General features: G+C 42.8%; 20 protein-coding genes. 11 read left to right on the forward strand and 9 right to left on the reverse strand.

The window, feature by feature from the left end:
* The first annotated feature begins 290 nt into the window (after positions 1–290).
* Positions 291–923 carry an FMN-dependent NADH-azoreductase gene (locus ACRYKC_RS01435; protein ID WP_433804865.1) on the forward strand — a complete coding sequence of 211 codons (633 nt, stop codon included), beginning with the start codon at positions 291–293 and terminating at the stop codon, positions 921–923.
* Between the two features lie 206 nt (positions 924–1,129).
* Positions 1,130–1,597 (forward strand): DinB family protein, encoded by a 468-nt coding sequence (locus tag ACRYKC_RS01440; protein WP_433804866.1) that lies wholly within the window; start codon positions 1,130–1,132, stop codon positions 1,595–1,597.
* A 100-nt stretch (positions 1,598–1,697) separates the two neighbouring features.
* Here the strand turns inward: ACRYKC_RS01440 and ACRYKC_RS01445 are convergent, their stop codons facing one another.
* From ACRYKC_RS01445 to ACRYKC_RS01470, 6 genes are all read right to left on the reverse strand, one after another.
* On the reverse strand, positions 1,698–1,964 hold the full coding sequence (locus ACRYKC_RS01445; RefSeq protein WP_433804867.1) for a hypothetical protein: 267 nt from the start codon (positions 1,962–1,964) through the stop codon (positions 1,698–1,700).
* Between the two features lie 617 nt (positions 1,965–2,581).
* On the reverse strand, positions 2,582–3,079 hold the full coding sequence (locus tag ACRYKC_RS01450; protein WP_433804868.1) for a hypothetical protein: 498 nt from the start codon (positions 3,077–3,079) through the stop codon (positions 2,582–2,584).
* Between the two features lie 149 nt (positions 3,080–3,228).
* Positions 3,229–4,026 carry an ABC transporter permease subunit gene (locus ACRYKC_RS01455; RefSeq protein ID WP_433804869.1) on the reverse strand — a complete coding sequence of 266 codons (798 nt, stop codon included), beginning with the start codon at positions 4,024–4,026 and terminating at the stop codon, positions 3,229–3,231.
* A gap of 16 nt (positions 4,027–4,042) precedes the next feature.
* The gene (locus ACRYKC_RS01460) at positions 4,043–4,840 is read right to left on the reverse strand and encodes an ABC transporter permease subunit (RefSeq protein ID WP_433804870.1); all 798 of its coding nucleotides are present in this window, start codon (positions 4,838–4,840) and stop codon (positions 4,043–4,045) included.
* A gap of 6 nt (positions 4,841–4,846) precedes the next feature.
* Positions 4,847–5,731 (reverse strand): ABC transporter ATP-binding protein, encoded by an 885-nt coding sequence (locus tag ACRYKC_RS01465; protein WP_433804871.1) that lies wholly within the window; start codon positions 5,729–5,731, stop codon positions 4,847–4,849.
* Between the two features lie 18 nt (positions 5,732–5,749).
* Positions 5,750–6,373 (reverse strand): TetR/AcrR family transcriptional regulator, encoded by a 624-nt coding sequence (locus tag ACRYKC_RS01470; RefSeq protein WP_433804872.1) that lies wholly within the window; start codon positions 6,371–6,373, stop codon positions 5,750–5,752.
* A 14-nt stretch (positions 6,374–6,387) separates the two neighbouring features.
* Between ACRYKC_RS01470 and ACRYKC_RS01475 the strand changes: the two genes are divergently transcribed.
* The 5 genes from ACRYKC_RS01475 to ACRYKC_RS01495 all read left to right on the forward strand — a co-directional run bounded on the left by ACRYKC_RS01475 (position 6,388) and on the right by ACRYKC_RS01495 (position 11,954).
* Positions 6,388–7,452: a Gfo/Idh/MocA family protein gene (locus ACRYKC_RS01475; protein ID WP_433804873.1), complete on the forward strand. Its 1,065-nt coding sequence runs from the start codon at positions 6,388–6,390 to the stop codon at positions 7,450–7,452.
* A gap of 43 nt (positions 7,453–7,495) precedes the next feature.
* Positions 7,496–8,557: a sulfite oxidase gene (locus ACRYKC_RS01480; RefSeq protein WP_433804874.1), complete on the forward strand. Its 1,062-nt coding sequence runs from the start codon at positions 7,496–7,498 to the stop codon at positions 8,555–8,557.
* A 46-nt stretch (positions 8,558–8,603) separates the two neighbouring features.
* Positions 8,604–8,957, forward strand: coding sequence for a protein YmzB (ymzB, locus tag ACRYKC_RS01485; RefSeq protein WP_085027500.1), 354 nt, complete (start codon positions 8,604–8,606; stop codon positions 8,955–8,957).
* Between the two features lie 191 nt (positions 8,958–9,148).
* On the forward strand, positions 9,149–10,648 hold the full coding sequence (locus ACRYKC_RS01490; protein WP_433804875.1) for an esterase/lipase family protein: 1,500 nt from the start codon (positions 9,149–9,151) through the stop codon (positions 10,646–10,648).
* 202 nt (positions 10,649–10,850) lie between these two features.
* On the forward strand, positions 10,851–11,954 hold the full coding sequence (locus ACRYKC_RS01495; protein WP_433804876.1) for a hypothetical protein: 1,104 nt from the start codon (positions 10,851–10,853) through the stop codon (positions 11,952–11,954).
* Between the two features lie 43 nt (positions 11,955–11,997).
* Here ACRYKC_RS01495 and cypC read toward each other — a convergent pair whose 3' ends face one another.
* The 3 genes from cypC to ACRYKC_RS01510 all read right to left on the reverse strand — a co-directional run bounded on the left by cypC (position 11,998) and on the right by ACRYKC_RS01510 (position 14,539).
* Positions 11,998–13,251 carry a CYP152 family fatty-acid peroxygenase CypC gene (gene cypC / locus ACRYKC_RS01500; RefSeq protein WP_433804877.1) on the reverse strand — a complete coding sequence of 418 codons (1,254 nt, stop codon included), beginning with the start codon at positions 13,249–13,251 and terminating at the stop codon, positions 11,998–12,000.
* A gap of 88 nt (positions 13,252–13,339) precedes the next feature.
* Positions 13,340–14,047, reverse strand: a complete 708-nt coding sequence (locus ACRYKC_RS01505) for an EGFR-like transmembrane domain-containing protein (protein WP_433804878.1) — start codon at positions 14,045–14,047, stop codon at positions 13,340–13,342.
* A 132-nt stretch (positions 14,048–14,179) separates the two neighbouring features.
* A complete protein-coding gene (locus ACRYKC_RS01510; protein ID WP_433804879.1) occupies positions 14,180–14,539 on the reverse strand; it encodes a hypothetical protein in 360 nt (119 codons plus the stop codon).
* A gap of 214 nt (positions 14,540–14,753) precedes the next feature.
* On the opposite strand from ACRYKC_RS01510, the gene ACRYKC_RS01515 reads away from it, so the two are divergent.
* The 4 genes from ACRYKC_RS01515 (at position 14,754) to ACRYKC_RS01530 (ending at position 19,856) form a co-directional block, all read left to right on the forward strand.
* Positions 14,754–16,844 carry a helix-turn-helix domain-containing protein gene (locus tag ACRYKC_RS01515; protein WP_433804880.1) on the forward strand — a complete coding sequence of 697 codons (2,091 nt, stop codon included), beginning with the start codon at positions 14,754–14,756 and terminating at the stop codon, positions 16,842–16,844.
* Positions 16,845–16,996: 152 nt separating this feature from the next.
* Positions 16,997–18,022 carry a TRAP transporter substrate-binding protein gene (locus ACRYKC_RS01520; protein ID WP_433804881.1) on the forward strand — a complete coding sequence of 342 codons (1,026 nt, stop codon included), beginning with the start codon at positions 16,997–16,999 and terminating at the stop codon, positions 18,020–18,022.
* A gap of 68 nt (positions 18,023–18,090) precedes the next feature.
* Positions 18,091–18,588: a TRAP transporter small permease gene (locus tag ACRYKC_RS01525; RefSeq protein WP_433805118.1), complete on the forward strand. Its 498-nt coding sequence runs from the start codon at positions 18,091–18,093 to the stop codon at positions 18,586–18,588.
* The gene (locus ACRYKC_RS01530) at positions 18,585–19,856 is read left to right on the forward strand and encodes a TRAP transporter large permease (protein ID WP_433804882.1); all 1,272 of its coding nucleotides are present in this window, start codon (positions 18,585–18,587) and stop codon (positions 19,854–19,856) included. The genes ACRYKC_RS01525 and ACRYKC_RS01530 overlap by 4 nt, the downstream gene beginning before the upstream one ends.
* The last annotated feature ends 4 nt before the right edge of the window (positions 19,857–19,860 follow it).

The raw sequence follows: 19,860 nt of genomic DNA on the forward strand, positions 1-19,860 counted from the left end.
ATTAGCGCGACATCACTCCAGCATCCCGCTCTTTTTTGTTGCATTTAGCAGGTGGCCTTTACCAGGCGGATTCATCGTAGTTATAGAGTAACGCACTGCAATACGGAAGTCGAATTGAAAGTAAAGGTTTCTGAAACGAAACGACGAGGCGAATAGTCCTCGTCTTTATCCACTTCTCCTACTTTGGTACCTTTTAGCACATTTACCAGAACATATTTGTTGAAACCTCGAATTCGAGATATTATAATGGGCTCTGTTAGTAAAAATTCAACAGGAGGTTTTTTTCAGTTATGAACGTACTTGTCGTTAAAGCCAACAACCGTCCAGACGGTATTTCTACCAAAATGTATGAAACTTTCCTAGACAATATAAAAGCAACAGAAGAGGTAAAGGTAAACACGTATGATCTTTTCAATGAGGACATGCCTTATCTTGGCCAGGAACTCTTCACAGCCCTAGGAAAAATCCAGGAAGGCGTTGCACTCAATGAAGATGAACAACGCTTGATGGATGCGAAGCAAAAAGCGAAGGACGCGATCAGCGCAGCAGATGTCGTCGTGATTGCTTTCCCTCTATGGAACTTTACGATTCCTGCTAAGCTGCAAACATTCGTTGATTATGTAGCTGAAGCTGGCTTCTCATTCAAATATACAGAGAACGGCCCAGTACCACTAATGGATGACAAGCGCGTCATCTTGCTGAACGCACGCGGTGGTAACTATTCCGACCCAGCTATGGCTCCAATGGAAATGTCCATGAGCTATATGAAGAACGTATTCGCTGGATTCTTCGGCATGCAGCTTAAAGATGAAGTGATCATCGAAGGGCACAATGCGAACCCAGATAAAGCTGAAGAGATCGTACAGGAAGGGCTTGAAAAAGTCGCTGCTTCCGCTTCTAATTTGACTTATCAAAACGCATAATTAGTTTAAATGTATAGAGGATAGCATGTTCAAAATAGAGCATCTATCCTCTTTTTTATTTGTAATATAAAATTAATAGAAATATCTGTCTGCTTCATGTATGATTAAATTGAACAGAACGTATGTTTGCTTATGGGAGTTTTTTATTGGTAAAATGTGTTGAAGGGTTTACGGTATCTATTTCAAGGAGGAAAGAGGAGATCACTTTGAACCAAAATGACTTACTTTTGCACGTCTTGGATACTAGCTACAGCAAAGAGAATTGGTTTGCGCCGCTCAAACATACAATTGAGGGAATTACAGCAGAACAAGCAAGCTGGAGACCAGCAGAAGGGACAGCCCACACCATCTGGGAGAACGTGAACCATCTCATTTATTACAAAGAGAGAATTGTTGCAAAAATGAAAGGAAATGAAGGGCCACGATCGCTCGATGGTGATGAAACCTTCTTTATTACTGAGCAGTCAAATGATGATGAATGGAAGAAAGTCGTAGATCGAGCCGAAGATGCCTACCGAAGTATACGCCAGACCCTCGTTGACACTTCTGATGAAAAACTAAGTGATCGTTCCCTTGAAACTGATTTACTGGATATTATGCTCTACGACGCCTATCATACAGGCCAAATCATTCAAATTAGAAAAATGCAGGAGTCATGGCCTTCCCATCGCTGATTGAACGTATTCAGAGGATTTTTCAACCTGATTGTCTTATAGAAATGAATAAAACTAAAAGGTCAGCCAGAAGACTGACCTTTTGGTTATGGATTCTTTATTAAAATAAGGTTTTCCCTGTTACAGCAAGGAGAATAATTACACCTCCGACAGTGATAAAGAATATTCTGCCTACCCACCACGGAGCTTTCACCACGAACTTCGCCAGCCATTTATACTGAAAGTCTCTTTTGGCTCTGAGATCTAACTTAGCCTGCTCTCTTGCTTCTTGATGTTTTTCTCGAGTATAGGTGATGCCGTAGGACACAAAAAATCCGCCTACTGCGAACACCAGAATTTGAAAGATCCGCTCAATTCCTAGAGTCATTGCAATTCATTCGCCCCCCCCTGTTCACTGATTACTTCGGAGTAATTGATTTCATATAATCCAAAAGCCAAGCCCTATTAAGCCTAGTGAGATAAAGAAAGGTAAGATACACCCCGTCCCTATGCAGCCTTCAAGCAAACTATCGATCCGTGACCGCCACATATCCTTCTTACTTTGCTTATTGTTCATCCGTTCGCTCCACCAGCCTTCACTAGTCCATAAAGAAAAAAGTATAAATATAAAGGCCGAAGAATGAAAGTCCCATAAAAGCAAAGAATGCTTTGATCACCCAAAAAGGAAGTAGGGTAGAACTTCCTTTGAAGTGAACCCAGCCCAATTCTGATTCTCCCAATCCATTTCCTCATGAACTTTTTCCGTATATCCGTAAGATGCATATAACATGAAGATCCCCACTATTATGAAAAAGTGAGGGCCAATAGTCGTCCAAAATTCCTTTTGTGTCATATAACTCCCCTTAGCAGAATTATTTACGATTTATGTGCTTCAAAAAGAGCGATCAAATAGAGCATGTTGTTCCTGCGTGTAGATGAGTTACTTCTTTCACGTTGTCCACACACCTATCTATAAAGCTTTGTATCTGTGGTACCAGGTTGAAGTCATGAAACAAATGGTTTTATCCATTCCATATAGACAGCGATCACCGTCATAAGTAAAGGAGGAAGTAAACAGAAGGCGAGTAAAAGAATAGGCAGAACTTTGTGAATGCTGGATAAGTCTTCCCACATTTCTTTCATTTTTCCTGGGAAGTTCCTAATTCCCCTGCTTAGGTTGAAGTCATCACGCAGCAGGTTGTATCGCTTATATGTAAATGTGAACGTGCCACGCTTTCTAACAGGAAGAGACCCCTTTGCATTGAACCATGCAATACATCCAAACACTACAGTTACAATTAGAAATAACCAGGGCACATCCTTAGGATCATTGACGTTTCGAGTTAGAACCAGCATTAAACAGGCAACAACTGAACCCACTGCCAATCCGAAGATCAGTCTGGAAAACTTTTCGTTCATCCCATTTCTCACACATTTTCTTGTTACTAGCAGAGAAGAGATAACAATGGCGAAAAAGCTGATCATAAATAAGAAACCTTCCATCATAGTTACCTCCTCATAAAGTCTGGAAAACTGCATCACTCCATAATGTAACAAGAAAGACTTTGACACCCAAAAGGGAATATCTCCCACCCCCTATTCTTTCCCATAGAAAAAGGCCAGCCTCTATATTTTGGAGGCTGACCTTTCATTTACACGTGCAAATCTCTTCTTCGATAAAACAGCAGCGTCAACGCTGACAAGATAGCTACAAGCACAACCGACACACCAACAAGAACTGGATCCAATCCTCCCCCGTACATCACCTGATCCGCTTCAAAGTACTTGAACGGCGTCACATATTTCACCCCATCCAGCGCATCACTTAAATCAACCGCCACGGACAGTAAAAACGCAAGCAGCAAGATCGCAGAAGAAAGGGTTGCGGCCTTACCAGACTTTTTGTAACTCGCTCCTACCATCGTGCCAATCCCAAGGAACAGGACTTGCAAAATCAACATGCCGATGATCGTGACGAGCACATTTTCGATATACGGTTCGCCGTCGCTGTAGTAACCGACCATAAACAAGCTCGTTACTGCAGATACCACTGTCAGCACAAGCACATTCGTAAGCGCAGCGAGCATTTTTGTCACGATAACTTTCGTTCTTGAGACAGGTTTTACGAATAAAAATTCAGCCGTTTTATCGCGCTCCTCCTTCGATATGATCGTAGCCCCTAGAAGAACGGCATGCACCGTCGCAAGGAGGACCATATACAAAAACAGTACACCGTAAAAGCCTGTAGCAAGCGACAAGTCAAAGCTTCCCATGCCCGTGATCGTTTTCAATGACTCGGGCATCGCGCCCATTAATTCATCCATCGACTGACCCGATGAGGAAAAGCCAGCGTACTTCCCCATCCCGCTTGCGATCAAAAGAATCATTCCGATACACCAGATGATCAAAGACTTCCTGTGCGCCTTCATCTCCCGCCAAAATAGGTTCATGATGGTTTCCCTCCCTTTACACCGTATGAATATCTTTCCGACGATATAAGACGTAGCTCAGAATAAGCGAAGCTAAAATGATCCCAACCGTAACGATTAAAAAAGTTGTTTCGTAGCTGGAGTTTTCGATAATATACTGCCTGTCAAAATATTGAAACGGCGACAAATACCTTTTCACCCCTTCTTCCCCTATTGAGACGATCATGCTGATGAAAAAGAATCCGAATACCGTCCCTAGCGAAACCGTTAGCACAGATTTAATTCTCGGGAACATGACGGCGATCAAGATGCCGAGCGCTAGAAAGATGAGCTGAATGAACAAAAGCGTAAATGAAATCAACAGCATGACTTCAGTGCTGTAGGCTTCGGTTTGAATGATCGAAGCAGTCACCATGACGGTCGCGATGAAAAACACGTTCGTCAAAAGGATTGAGACAAGGGCAGCTAATAGTTTTGCTGACAGCACTTTCGTCCGTGAGACAGGCTTTGTCAGAAGAAAGTCAGCCGTCTTTTCCCTTACTTCTTTTGATAAAATCGATACGCCGATGTTCATGCCCTGAATAGCTCCGCAAAGGGCAATATACAAAAATACGTACGCATAGAAACCATTGATGGTACCTAAATTTTCTAGCTGAATGCCAAATGCTTGTCGGACCGGCTCAGGAAATCCTTCTAAGAGAGCCGTGAAATCATCCATGTCACTCGCAATCGACGGATAAAACGAAAGGAAAAGAACGGCAACGGTCATGAGCGAGAGCGTCCAGATGGATGTCGCCTTCCGGTAGGCCTTCAGTTCATGCATGAAAATGTTCATGATTCCCTACGCCTCCTTTTCGTAATAGTGCATGAAGATTTCCTCTAAATCTGGCTCTTCAATCCACACATTCGCGATTTCAACTTCAGCAATTTTTTTCATCATCGTATTGATATCTCCCTGATATAAAAAGCGGATCCCATGATGCTCCCACTTCAAGTCGGTGACTCCTGGGAGATCGAAGGTTTCAAGATCAAGCTCGCCTTTCGGTTCGATCTTGAAGCTTTTATGATTCTTTTCCTTCAAGACGCTGATTCGCTCTACCTGTACGATCTCCCCATCCTTGATGATCGCAACACGGTCGCACAGCCGCTGCACTTCACTCAAAATGTGGGAGGAAAACAGGATCGTAACACCTTTTTCATTTTCTTCCCGCAAAAGGTTGAAGAACTTTTGCTGCATGAGTGGATCAAGACCGCTCGTCGGTTCATCCAAAATAAGCAGCTTCGGCTCATGAAGCAGCCCCTGAATGATGCCGACTTTCTTTTTATTTCCTAACGAGAGATCCTCAATTTTCCGCTTCAAATCAAGGTCAAGCAACTCCGCCAGTTCTTTAATGCGTTGGCTGCAGTCTTTTTTATAAAAGCTTGCCGAATAGTTGAGCAAATCAATCACTTTCATGTTGTCGTAATAAAAAACTTCTGACGGAAGATAGCCGATGTCTGCAGCGATTTCAGGGCCTGCGGTCGTAATGTCCTTGCCGAAAATCGTTGCGCCCCCGCTTGTCGGATGGATCAAGCCTAGCAGAGTACGGATCGTCGTCGACTTGCCTGCCCCATTCGGACCGATAAAGCCGAAGATTTCCCCTTCTTCCACTTCAAAGCTGATGTCAGAAACCCCTTTTGATTTCCCATACATTTTTGTTAAGTGATCAATTTTGATAACACTCATTCCCGACGCCTCCCTTTGTCATTGATAGAACGACTGCTTCAGTACCTCTATATAATCATCTAATTCAGCTAACACACCATCTAAATCAATCTCATCGATCGTAAGCCCTTTCACCTTCGCCTGCTGTCGATAGGCGAAACCCTCAAGAGACCATGTGATGATATCTACGGCTTTATCAATATCCACGTTTTCTTTAAAAGCGGAACGATCGATATCAGCCATCATCGTTCTATAATTTTGATGAAGAAACTTATCTTTGCGGCTTTCAAGCGCTTTGTGAACTTCACGAGCATTTTCTGTAAAGGCTGTATTTAGAAAATTGAACATCTCCGGATACCTGTGATACAGCTCGATCTTGATTGCAGCCATACTTCGATTACGAACAAAAATATCCTTCTCTGACCAATCCATCTGTGTCTCTAACTGTTCCATAAACAAATCGACAAAATGATCATACAGAGCGAGATATAAATCCTTTTTATTCTTGAAATAGTGAAACAAAGCCCCTTTTGAGATATCGGCATCTTTGACGATTTGATTCGTCGATGCCTGCTTGTATCCACGTTGAGCGAACTCACGTAAGGCCGCATTCAAGATTCGGTCGCGTTTTTCCTGCTCTAAATTAAGGAATTTCGAATCCATATCTTATCCTCCATATGAATATTGACCATGTTGGTCAATTTCAGTTTACTCCTGTTGACCAAATTGGTCAATATAAATTTACGCTGGAGAAAAGAAAAGAATTCATGCCAATTTGGTTTGATCAACAGACGAGTAAAAAGGGGGCGCATGGGGTAATGATTAGCGAGGTGAAGAAAATGAAAATTGGAATTATCGGGTTAGGAGACATCGCTAAAAAAGCTTATTTGCCAGTCCTCTCAGAGAAAGAAGGCATCGACCTTGTTTTATGTACGAGAAATTTAGATACCTTGAATAAACTTTCAAGCCAATACCGGATCCCTGAAAAAGTTCAGACGGTCGACGAATTGATTGAGAAAGAGGTTAACGGCGTCATTGTCAGTGCAGCCACCGAAGCTCATTTCGAAATAGCGGAGAAGCTGTTATCCCATGGAATCAACACCTACATAGACAAGCCAATTTCTATGAATTTTCACGAAACCCAAAAAATTGTTGAGCTCGCCGAAACAAACGAAGCCATTGCCATGGTTGGGTTCAACAGACGATTCATTCCCCGCGTCAATGAGCTCAAGGATAAAGGGAAAGCTGATCTTGTGCTGATTCAAAAAAACCGGTTCAACGCTGCTGACTATGTCAGACGTTTTGTGGTCGAGGATTTTATCCACGTCGTCGATACGCTGAGGTTTTTGATGGATACAGAAGTCTTGGAGGTAAAAGTCCAGGCATTGAAAAACGGTGACAAGATGAATCATTTGATTATCCAGCTGATCGGAGACAATTGCACAGCTATGGGGATAATGAACCGGAACGGTGGGGTTACCGAAGAAACAATCGAATATTCGACCGGCCATCATAAATATGTTGTGAATGATCTCGTAGAAACAACGCATTATCATAACAAAGAAATCCAGATAGAGAAGTACGGCGGATGGGAACCGACTCTCTATAAACGAGGCTTTTATCAAATCACTGATCATTTTATCGACTGCATTGAGAAAAATCGTACACCTGCCCCTTCGATTCAGGATTCGCTAAAAACGCACGAGATCTGTGAGAGGATTGTGGAAGAGATTGAGTCTTGATGAAACAATCCTCACATGAGTACTAACTGCTAAGGAGGATATGATGGCGAATTATTCCTTTATTAAACCGTACTTGATTACGCGCAGTATTCATCCTGAAAACCAGGAGACCCCGATTTCTTTCGTACGTCCAGACCATATCGAAAACCGATTATTTTATCGGAGGAACCATTTCTCTTATCCGACTCTCTCTTCCTCCAACTATTGGGTTCCTGTTAACGGAGCTGTTCAAAATCCTTTGCTTTTCTCTCTAGAGGATCTAAAGCAGATGCCTTCAAAAACCATAAATGTTGTACTGGAGTGTTCAGGAAACAAACGCAGCTTGTTTGAACCTAAAACATTTGGTGAGCAGTGGGAAAAAGGCGCAATCAGCCAGGGGGCCTGGACAGGTGTACCGCTCCATACGCTGCTCGACTATTGCGGCATGTCGGAGGATGCCAAGGAAGTAGTAGTAGAAGGGTACGATCAAGGAAAACGGACAGACACAGACGAAGTGCATCCATTTGCGAGGAGTCTGCCCGTCAGCAAGGCACTTCATCCTGATACGATCATCGCTTATCAATACAATGGGCAGGCTCTTCCGTTTAAGCATGGATTTCCATTCAGGCTCATCGTCCCTGAGTGGTATGCGATGGCTTCGGTCAAATGGATCAAGCAAATACGGGTGTTGGAATCCAGGTTCAGAGGCCCCTTCCAGGCAAAAGATTATATGTATTACCCTGACAAAGAAACGGATGAAGGTGCTTTTCCTGTCACCACACAAAACGTGAATTCAACCATCCAAAAACCTGTAGACAGAGACGTCCTTGATACTGGCACGCATGCTATTCAAGGCATCGCCTGGACTGGAGAAGGACAGATCACTACTGTTGAAATCAGTTTCGATTCAGGAAATACCTGGGATGTAGCGAGGTTGGAAAAGCCAGCATCCAGCTATGAGTGGGTGCCATGGTCATACGAATGGAATGTCTCTGAAAAAGGCACATACACGATCATGACAAAAGCAACAGATTCAAAAGGCAGCGCGCAGCCGGAGACTCCTTTTTGGAATCAGAAAGGATATGGCTACAATGCCATTGATCAAGTGAAAGTGAAGGTTCAATAGTATGATTCCTCCCTGCTTGGAAAATATAAAAGCAGGAGGGTTGCACATGAACGAGCGAACGTTAACCATTGAAGAATTTAACGACTTACTCCAGCAATGGAGCGGAAAAACGATTCGTATTACAAAACACGAGCTTCGCGACCAGGATACCGTGATCATGAACCTTGATCACATTGATTATTCACGCGATACGAGAAGAATCGATGATTACGAGCCGATGCACGCGCTGCATTTACACGGCACAGGCAGAACGGAAACCGACTTAGAGAATTTCCAGCCGGTTCCCTCCTCCTACTATGAGATTCCTCTCGAGGACACGACGCAGTATCAATTTAATGACACACATTTTTCGCTAGTCACAGATCGAGGAACGTACACCATCCAGCTGCTTGGTTATTAATCATTGGCGTTTGTTCTACAAAAGGAACAGACGCTTTTCTATGTGAAAATATAACTAGCCATCAGCCTTCTCTTCTTTTTTCATACAAAAAACTTGCACATCCCTGCCCCACTTCCCTGATAATAGAGATGGGAAGTCCTCTAAGAATTACCTCTCATGATCTCCCTAAACTGTAATGGAGGAGATAGGAAATGCCCAAGTTTAAAATGGTATTCGTTTTGTTTATTATGCTGCTTTTTTTCGCCCCGAGAATCAGTTATGCAGGGTCCTTTAGAGATAAATCTTCAGGCACTCCTGGACGATGGTATGCCGGGGCTACCCCTGATTCCGTTTCCGCCCCTAAATTCCCGATTTTGTTTGTCCATGGTTTCAACCGCTCATCTGAAACGTGGTATGAGAACAACGACATGTATAGGACGGCCTACGAAAATGGATATGAAACAGCCTTCATCGATTTACATCCTGACAAAAACATGTGGGACAACGGAGCCCTTCTAGCAGAAAAATTGAAAGAAATGTACGAGTATTTTGGAGAAAAAGTGGTTGTCGTCGCCCATAGTAAAGGCGGAATTGATACCCAGACGGCACTCGTTCATTACGGGGCAATTCCTTATATTGAACGAATGATTACGATGGCTACCCCTTATCACGGTGCACAGTTAGCTGATCTCGCCTACAGCAGCTGGGCAGGCTGGCTAGCCGGCATTTTAGGAGGCAAAAACGACGCGACCTCTTCACTGCAAACCGGCTATATGAGCTATTTCCGCTCAAGGACAGACAATCAGCCGAGCGTCTATGAAACACCGATCTACACGATGGCTGGTACGAAATGGGGCCGTTTTGGCAGTTCCCTCTACTGGGGAGGCTTGTATTTAAGAGCCTTCGGAAGCAATGACGGCGCCGTCACCGTAAAAAGCTCAAGAATCGAATACGCACCTGAAATCAAAGTTGGTGACTGGAACCATTCGACCATCAAACAAGGTTCTGCCACCTTCCACGAGTTCGAAAGTTATTTAAGGGAAGACATCCCCTCGTTCGCACAAGCTCAGGCCGCAAACGAAAAATCGATTGAGCCTGAAGAAATGGAAGCAAGCCATTACGTAAGCGGTGGCGAATACACAGGAACCACAGAAGAAAAAATCCATGTTGAAAAAGGGGTCCAAGTGCTCACCATCCATTGGTCCAGTGACCAAGCTGCAACCAATCTAACCCTTGTTTCTCCTGATCAAACCACATATACGAGTTTTGCGACCGAGCAAGATGAGACGACCTATTTCCAGGGGGCGTATCACCATAGTCTAATCATAGAAAACCCTAAAGCCGGGAAGTGGACCCTTCAGGCAAACTCTGCTCAAAAAGAACATTATTTGTTAAATACATCCTTTGAAAGCCCACTTAATCAATTAATCAGCACCTCTCTTTCAGAAGAAGATATGAAGGTGAACATAAATGATGAGAAACTGAACTTGAGTACAAATATGACCATCGAGTTCTATAAAAACGGCAAGCTTGAGCAAGGAACAGTGAAAGCAAGTAAGAAACACGAAGATACCTTCAAGCTTCCAAACCTCGGTGAAGGCATCTATAACATGACGATCGATATTCACGGGACTTATGACAAGGAACCTTTTCAACGTACGATGATCAAATCTGTCTATGTGGATGATCAAGGACAGCTTTATTACGAGTAAGACAAAATCATCATTATGATCAGATAAAACCCTCTCCTGAAGCGAAGGAGAGGGTTTTTATTTTTTCATGCTTTTTGTTCATTTGAGTGAAAATGGTACATGGCAAAAAAAGGATGTGTTAAACTTCTAGAGTATTCCTTTTCACCCTTATTTTTGAAAATATAAAGCTTTAGTAAAACCATACATAAAGGAAGTGAACACCATGAAAAAGGTAACTCTCTTTTTATCTATCATTCTAGTAATCTCCTTGTTAGGAGCTTGCTCAGAAACGACTTCCTCCAGTAACGATAACGAGGGCAAAGAAACCTCTCAATCCGAGGAAGCAGCAAAAGACAAGAAGAATGAGCAGAAAAAAGATAAAGAGCCGCCAAAACCCTATGAGGCCATCAAGCCCGATGAAGGAGCCAAACCTCTTAAGGAAAAAATGACCGAAGAGGAGCTAAAGAAAATGCCGGTCGTTGAAGCTCATGGAGGTGAGCGAAAGCGGATGATTCCTGTCGGTGAAACGCTTGTTAATGGGGCTAAAGATCAAACAGACGGGCCACTAAAGGATCACCGGCTCGTGATGTACTACGGCCACCCGAACTCGACAAACATGGGGATTCTCGGTGAAATGGAACCGGAAGCTTTAATGAACCAGCTGAAAGAACAAACAAAAGCGTACTCCAACGCGGACCCTGACCGCCCAGCGATTCCGACAATCGAGCTGATTTCAACTGTTGCGCAGCGCAACCCGGGTCCAGAGGGGAAATACTATCATATGACCTCTCCGGAACAGATCGATGAGTATGCCAGGCTCGCGAAGAAACACGATGCGCTGTTGATGCTTGATCTCCAACTCGGGACAGACTCGGTATTAAATCAAGTCAAGCTGATTGAAAAGTGGCTGAAACTGCCTTATGTTCACCTTGCGATTGATACAGAATTCCACGTTGATGAAGGCGAGACACCAGGGGTTAATCTTGGACAAGTGAACGGAGCAGAGGTTCAGGAAGCCGTCGAATATGTTTCCAAGATCGTTGAAGAAAATAACCTGCCGGATAAAATTGTTCTCGTCCATCAATTCATGGATGAAGCCTTGACGAATAAAGAGGCGATCAAGCCGACAGACAACGTTGAGGTCGCGCTGAATTATGATGGCTGGGGGCCTGCTTCGACGAAGATGTCCCTGTACAGGAAATTTGTACGTAATGAAGCCGTCCAATACGGCGGATTTAAAATCTTTTACAAAAAGGACGAGCCTGTTTTAAGTGCTGAGGAAGTACTGAAGCTCGATCCAAATCCTGCGATCATCAATTATCAATAAGATAGAAAAGCCATGGAGTGATGCTCCATGGCTTTGTTAGTATCTATGATTGAACTCCTGTCACTTTCACTTCACTCTTCGGTATGCTTGGGATTTCTTTTAAGCTGAACCCTAGATTCTGCTCAGGCACTTCAAAGGAAATCCGATTGACGATGTGATCCAACGTCTCCTTCAACACTTCAATTGTAAGCCACTCACCTGCGCAGCGGTGACCCATTTCAAATTCTCCGCCGCCGTGAGGAATGAAGTCAAAGGGATGACCGTCCCACGACTGGAAGCGCTCCGGTTTAAATAGTTTTGGATTTTCCCATAGCTCTGGGTGATGATTGGTCCCATATAAATCAAGCAGCGTCAACGTTCCTTGTTTAAATGCGTATCCATCCCACGTAAAGTTTCTATTCACACGAGCTGCGGCAAACGGGAAAAACGGATAGTAACGACGGACTTCCTGAATAAAATACTGCAGCTCGTTTTCATCACCTGTACGCAATTTTTCTACTTTCTCAGGATGTTCATGTATCGCTAGAACAAGAAAATCAATATACACAGAAATCGCGACTATCGGACGTAGCAAATTCAGAAGCTCCACAGCCACTGTATGTTTATCTAAAAGATTTCCATTCTCATCCCGATGCCAGGAAAACTGATACAATGCCCTGTCTTTTGAAGTCGTAAGCTTCTCTTTACGTATTTTTTCTACTAGATTCTCGATCGATTTTTCCGCCTTCGAACGGGATCTTCTGCCTTTCCAATGCTTGAACCCTACAGCCGTAGGGGATTCATACATATCACTTAGCTCCTCCGCCCATTTATCAAGCTGTTCATCATAAATCGGCACCCCTGTCCACGCAGAGGCCACCCTCGTCATGGCTTTCCTCGCCTCATCGTAAACTTTGAACGGTTCTTCCTTATTGAGGTTCCTCATGGCAAGCTTCCAGGCTTTTCCCGTGAGCGAGCGGACCTCTTCGAGTGAATCCTTCGTCATTAACGACATGAACATCTGCTTGCGATTCAGATGCGCTTCTCCGTCTAGTCCTTGCACAGCGCCTTCCCCAAATAATGTTTTTTTCGCTCGTTTCGGCGCAGCGTCTTTTCTCCTGAATTTGTCATTGGCATAGAAAATCTCCGCCGCCTCTTTTCCAACAAGACAAATCACCGGTTCTCCCATCAGCCTCGTTTCAAATACGTTTGAGTGAAACATGTGACTCCGGTTTAAGATGAATTGATACCCTTCCTGCAACTGCTTTAACGTATGGTCTGCACCTCGTTCTTTCGGAATGGATCGTTGCTCAGCCATTTTTCATCCTCCTATTTTTTGGATATTCCTTATCTTTTTTCCCCAAGGAGAGGTGTTAAAACAGGGTCAACAAAAAAATCCCCCGACGCTATGTCGAAGGATGATCACGGTGCTTGTTTCGTTTGCGAAGGATCAGAAAAACAACTGCAGCCACAATCAGCAATCCTGCAACACCAGCGATAACGATATTCCGTACATTTGGCACCCCTACTTGTACCATCATGTTCGTCGTACCAGCCGTTTTGATTTTCCACGTCAACTCCTTACCGTCCACAGCGTCCGCATTGTGTGCCTTTGGCGATACCGGCAAATCGAGCGTAAATGTCAGGTCGAGCTGGTTGGAAACAAGCTGCTGCATGCCTCCCAACACACCAGAATTCTCAAGGTCCATCACCGCTTCAATTTTGTACATGTCGGTAAAAAGACCTTCCTCTACCGTCATATCTACATTGTCAGAAAGCACCGCCCCTAACCCCATTTCCGCCATTCCACCTGTTGCTTGAAGATTTTCCGCTTCTCTAACATCTTCAAAAGATTTTGTCGCCCGGAATCCAACATACCCTTCTTCGCTGTAGGATTCGACGTTGTAGCCCTGTGTAAACAGGTCCTCTGTTGCCATTTCGACCATGGCATGTCCCCGTTCACCCAGTAGCTCATAAGCCTCTTCCTCAAACCCAATTGTTAAAACACTCTTACCACTGCCGTCTTTATTCATCTTCAGCTCATAATTTCCTTTAACGCAGGCCGTCAACAACGTTAAGGCAAGAATAGCTAAGAGGATATGTATTCGTTTCATCGTGATCTCTCCTTCAACAGGTTCCTTCCTTCTATTGTACATGGACAAACCCACTTTCAGGGCAAGGCGTGCTTAAACTCATCCAAAAAGTCCAGCAGCAGGTTGGAGCTGAACTTTTTGAACAGGCTTAAGCTAGAACTTGTATCCAAATACCGCGACATCGACCGCATTGATGCCGGATCCGCTTTCAGACTCAGCCTTTATGGCAATACCAAGACCTGGAGCATCATACGTTTTCGTATATTGTTCTCCTGGAAAGAGAGTAACCGTATCGAGCACCAAAAAACTAACCTGGTCAATTTTCATAATTAATTTAAACGTCACCGCGCCCTCAGATACGACACGGTTTCCAATAAAAAGGCGAATCGTATAAAATGGCTGGACAGAAATCGTCTCCGTCGTTGCACTTATCGTCTTTCCAGCCCTGATTGTCTTCCCGCCTGGTTCCGTGACAAAAAGGAGATTGTTGCCAAACTTGATTCGTTGAGACATTAGGTCCCCCTCCCCTCATCCTATCTCTATATATCTTATGTGTATGGATTGGGATTTAGGAGGCATAATCTTAGCTATTCACTTGTTTTAACAGATGTGGACACGTATCAGGAGGCCAAAAGTAAGCACATACTATTTCTCTATATGAGGATGAAAAACTTTCTCTTTACCTTAAGTGATAAAATAAAGCTACACCAAGCGACGGAGGGATCGTATGAGTAAGGCCTATCAATTACTTACGGAATCGATTATTCAATATGCAGAAGCCATATCGTTTACTATCTCAGAAATTAAAATCTTTCATAAAGATAAACTTCTCTATAAAGAAGTGATTACACAAGATGGTGCAAATCAGTTAACGACAGTCAAACATGACTCTTTCATCATTAACATCAGAGCGCATAAAGTTTCACCTCAATTAAAAACCTTTGTTAAGCAACAAATCCAACTATTATCTCCACCAGTAGACGTTGAAGATAAAGGGAAAGACCTTCTATTAAATTTATCCAGGACTCTCGCTCTTTACCAAAGACTCGATGATGTTCTGCTTAGAATTATGGACATGGCCATGGATGTATTCCCTGTCTCGGATTCATGCAGTTTATATATTTATAACGAGAAAAAGGACACCCTGATCCCGCGTGTGACACGTGGGTTCAATTGGCAACACCTGCAAAACATACGTTTCAAACCAGGAGAGTCCCTGACAGGGTTTACGTTCCAAACGAAGAATGCTCAGATTTTCCATCACACGGATGAAGTTTATCAAGGCATGTCGTCGATGTCAGAGGAAAACTGGAAGCATTTTTACGCTTCTACACCGGACAAGGATGGAGAAAAAGTGAAAGCTCAAAGCGCTATGTGCTGTCCGCTTATGATTCAAGAGGACTGTATCGGGGTAGTCAGTATCAACTCCTTCCGGAAGGTCGGACATTTTACAGATGAAGACCTGGAATTGTTGAAAGCAATTTGTAACCAGGCTGCTTTCGCCGTACACCGCGCTTCACTATTCACCGAACTTGAGAACCAAGCCGACAAATTGATGAAGCTGAATCATGATATCCAACTGAAAAACCAAACGCTCGAACAAACGCTGCACAATCACAACCAACTGATGGATATGGCACTCGAACAACAAGGAATGGAAGCAATCATCACTTTTATCGGTGATCGTTTAAATACATCCGTTTTTTTATATGATGAATTCAGACAACTGCTTTCCTCCAAAGTCAATGGAGATATCCCCTTCGAAGGATCCATTCCTCCCTTCTTAGAAACGATGACCCCTGACAGGGTACAACCGATTCATCTGACCGAATACGATGTGGTGGTACTCCCTATTGTGACAAGGATGGAAGCACGCGGCTTTCTTGTCGTTGTGACTAACCATTGGCCTCTTAACCATACGGAGAAAATGTTGATCGAAGAAGCGCAGAACATTATCGCCATTGAATATTTAAAACAAGAAGCCATCTATGAAACAAAACAAAGAATCCAGGGTGAGTTTTTAGAAGACATTCAAGGAAAAGTAGATATCAATGTCCTCGTCGACCAGGCGAAATTACTTGGTTTGAGTGATCGTGAGACTTATTTATTTTTTGGTATCCACTTTGATCATACAAACCAGGATTATGATTGGAATGTAAGAGAAACGAAAAGTTTACATCATCTTGTAGAGAGGTTTATTGCCAACCACTTTAAGAGCAGCATCATTTTTAACCGGATTAATGGCTTAAGAGGAATTATCGGTTTTCCAATAGAGGTGAAGGAAGAATCGGTACGTCATCAGATGAATCATTTTATAGACCAATTGGACAATTACTTGAGGAAATATTTCAAAGAAAAGTCTTTCTCATATGCAACAGGTCGATTGACTTCTTTGGAAGAAATCAGAAAGTCTTATAAAGATGTCTGGTATTGTATTGAAATATTCAACCGTCATAAACGTCCTAACCAACGGATGACCTACCGGGAAGTCGGCGTTGCAAAAATGATGATGAATAACACTGAAGAAGAACTTTATCAGTTTGTCGTTGATCATGTAAAACCATTGATGGACTACACGAATCAGAACAAACTGGACCTTATAGAAACACTGGAGAAATATTTATTCAATCATCAGCACTTAAAAGAAGTGGCGAAAGAACTCCACCTTCATAGCAATACCCTGAACTATCGATTAAAGAGACTAAGTGAGATATTAGATGCTGACCTTCGAGATGCCGAAGTCATTTTTCACCTGCGCATGTCCTGGAACATTATGAACCTCTTAGGAACTAAGAAAGAATGGCTCTATCATGCATAAAAAAACCCTTCTGTGATTTTTTATTCAGTTCATTTGTTTAAACTTCAATAAATATATATAAAATTTGTTGAATCACACAATAAATAAACAAAGGAAGTCCGATACAATGTATTTAAATATTCAAAAAATAAAAACAACGAGGGGTGCATGAGATGAAAAGGTTGATGGTTCTGCTACTAACTCTAGTCCTTATTCTTGCCGCGTGTGGCGGTGGAGGTGACTCTGCTTCAAGTGCTGAAGACGGCGAATTTAAAGAGCAAACATGGAAAATCGGCTTTAACACCGTAGAGGGATCTGTCAGAGACGTAGCCGCTAAAAAGTTCAAAGAAACTGTAGAAGCTGAAACGGACGGTGCTGTAACGGTAGAGATTTATCCAAATGAAGAATTAGGTAGTGCCCAAGAAATGATTGAATCGGTACAAGTCGGTGCTTTGGATATGCAAATTGCCGGTGCGAACATGATGGCCAATACCATTCCTGAATACGCGACGCTTTCTCTTCCATTCTTAGTCAAAGACTTCGAAGAAGCTCATGCCATTTTAGATAGCGAAATTGGAGACAAGCTGAAAGCAATGGGAGAAGAGCAAGGAATTAAAGTCCTATCTGATGTAGAACTTGGTTTTGCTCAAATTACAAACAACGTACATCCGATCAATAAACCAGAAGACCTGGAAGGATTGAAAATGCGTTCACCTAATGACAAGAGCTTGATTGAAACTTTCAAAGCACTAGGAAGCTCTGTTTCAACGATGCCATTCACGGAAGTTTATCTGGCTCTCTCTCAAGGAGTAGTCGATGGTCAGTTCAACCCGCTTGATGCGATCTATGAAACGAAATTCCATGAGGTTCAGGATCATTTAGCACTTCTTAACCTCACTTACTATTACTCCTACTTCATCATGAATCAGGGAGCGTTTGATGGATTAGAACCTGAACTTCAAGAAATTGTCCAAAAAGCTGCCAATGATGCAAGGGATGCTTCCTATGAATTCACGGCTAGTAAAGATGAGGAAATGCTGAAGAAAATGGAAGATTCATTTGTAGAAATAACGGAACCTGATGTTGAACCATTCCAAAAAGCAGTTAAGCCTGTTTATACAAAAATGGAAGATGTCATCGATCCTGAAATCATTAAAGAAGTTGAAACCTTCCTAGAAGAGTACCGCTCAGAACAATAACCATGAAGATCAGCGAGTATCTTTCTTCTCGCTGATTTTCTTATTAATGGAGAAAGTTGGTGAATAAAATGCTAGACAAAATCACATCAAGGTTTGTAAAACTTACAGAAATCATTGCGATCGTTCTTATGGTTTTACTTACGTTAGTGGTATTTGCAGAAGTTCTGTCAAGGTATGTCTTCAACTATCCGATTTCCTTTTCTACTGAGCTCACTCAGCTATTTTTCCCATGGATGATTTTTCTTGGGACCGTCGCTGTTACCAAGAATGAAGATCATTTAAAAATTACTGTTCTCCAGGAGAAATTTGGACACGGCCTTCAGTTAGTGCTGAAAATATTCGGCAAAGCTGTCATGCTGATCTTTTCTATATATATGGTATATGCCAGTTACCTTCTGGCCCAGGCCGTTCGTATGCAGCCTCTGCCTATGCTGCAAATTTCTAAGTCCTGGTTGTATATTTCCGTGACCGTATCCTTTACGTTTGTAGCTATCTTACTAGTGCTTCAAATTATTTTATTGATCAGTAAAAGAAATGTAGAGATGAAAGGAGGAGAAGTCCAGTGATTGCCGTTATGATACTAAGTTTTTTCATCATGCTTCTATTCGGTGTTCCTATCGCATTCGCTATGGGTGGATCGGCCATTCTCTTTTTCATGGTTGAAGGCATTCCTATCGAGTTAGCCGCTCAACGCTTCTTTTCTAACTCTCAATCATTTGCTTTTCTGGCGATTCCATTCTTTATTCTCGCCGGTAATTTGATGATACACGGAGATATCGCTCAGCGGATCATCAAAGTTGCAGATTCTATGGTCCGTCAACTGCCAGGGGGACTTGGCTGTGTATCCGTTATTACAAGTATGGGAATGGCCGGAGTATCCGGTTCTTCCGTAGCTGATGCAGCTTCAACGGGAAGCGTCTTGATCCCTTCTATGAAAAAGAAAAAATATTCGTCTTCCTTCTCTGCTGCCATCAATGCGTCAAGTTCGGTTGTCGGGATCATTATTCCTCCAAGCAGTACGATGATCATAATTGCTTGGCTAGCTAATTTATCTGTCGCACAGATGTTTTTAGCAGGGGTCATCCCTGGAATTCTAATCGGTCTCGCCTATTTGGTTACAACCGTTATTATTTCTGTTAAACGTGGATACCCAAGAGAATCGATGCCTTCTTTCAAAGAATTTTTCGTAAGTTTATTCAAGGCGTTTTGGGCACTTGTCCTCCCCGTATTCCTTATCGGAGCCATCGTGTTTGGAATCGCAACGGTTACAGAGGCTGCTGCTCTTGCGGCAATCTACGCCTTTCTTATAGGTAAGTTCGTATACAAATCTTTGACTTTCAAAGGTGTCTATGAATCATTGAAAGAAACCGTTTATGGTACTACGGTCGTCATGCTGATGATTTGTACGTCCATGATTTTCACATACGCTCTAATTTCTGAGGGGATTCCTGACCTAATTTCAAACTGGATTCTAAGTCTTGGATTATCCAATGCCATGGTCATCTTGTTAATGATCATCATTATGCTTGCAGCTGGAATGGTTATGGAGCTGGTACCTAACCTATTCATCTTCATTCCTGTGTTCTTCCCGATTGCAACGGGTGTCGGCATGGATCCTATCCACTTTTCGATCGTGATGCTTTGTTCATTTGCTCTGGGGTTATTCACACCTCCTGTAGGTTCCACCCTATTTATTTCTTGTCACATCGCTAAAGTAAAAATTGAAAATACAATCAAAGATATTTTTCCATATTTCATCACAGGGATTATTGCGATTCTATTAATCGCTTATATTCCAAGCTTAACGCTATGGATCCCTAGCCTATTTGAATAAGAAA

It is taken from the genome of Halobacillus sp. A1-3, assembly GCF_050971765.1.
GTDB classification, from domain to species: Bacteria; Bacillota; Bacilli; order Bacillales; family Halobacillaceae; genus Halobacillus; species Halobacillus mangrovi_B.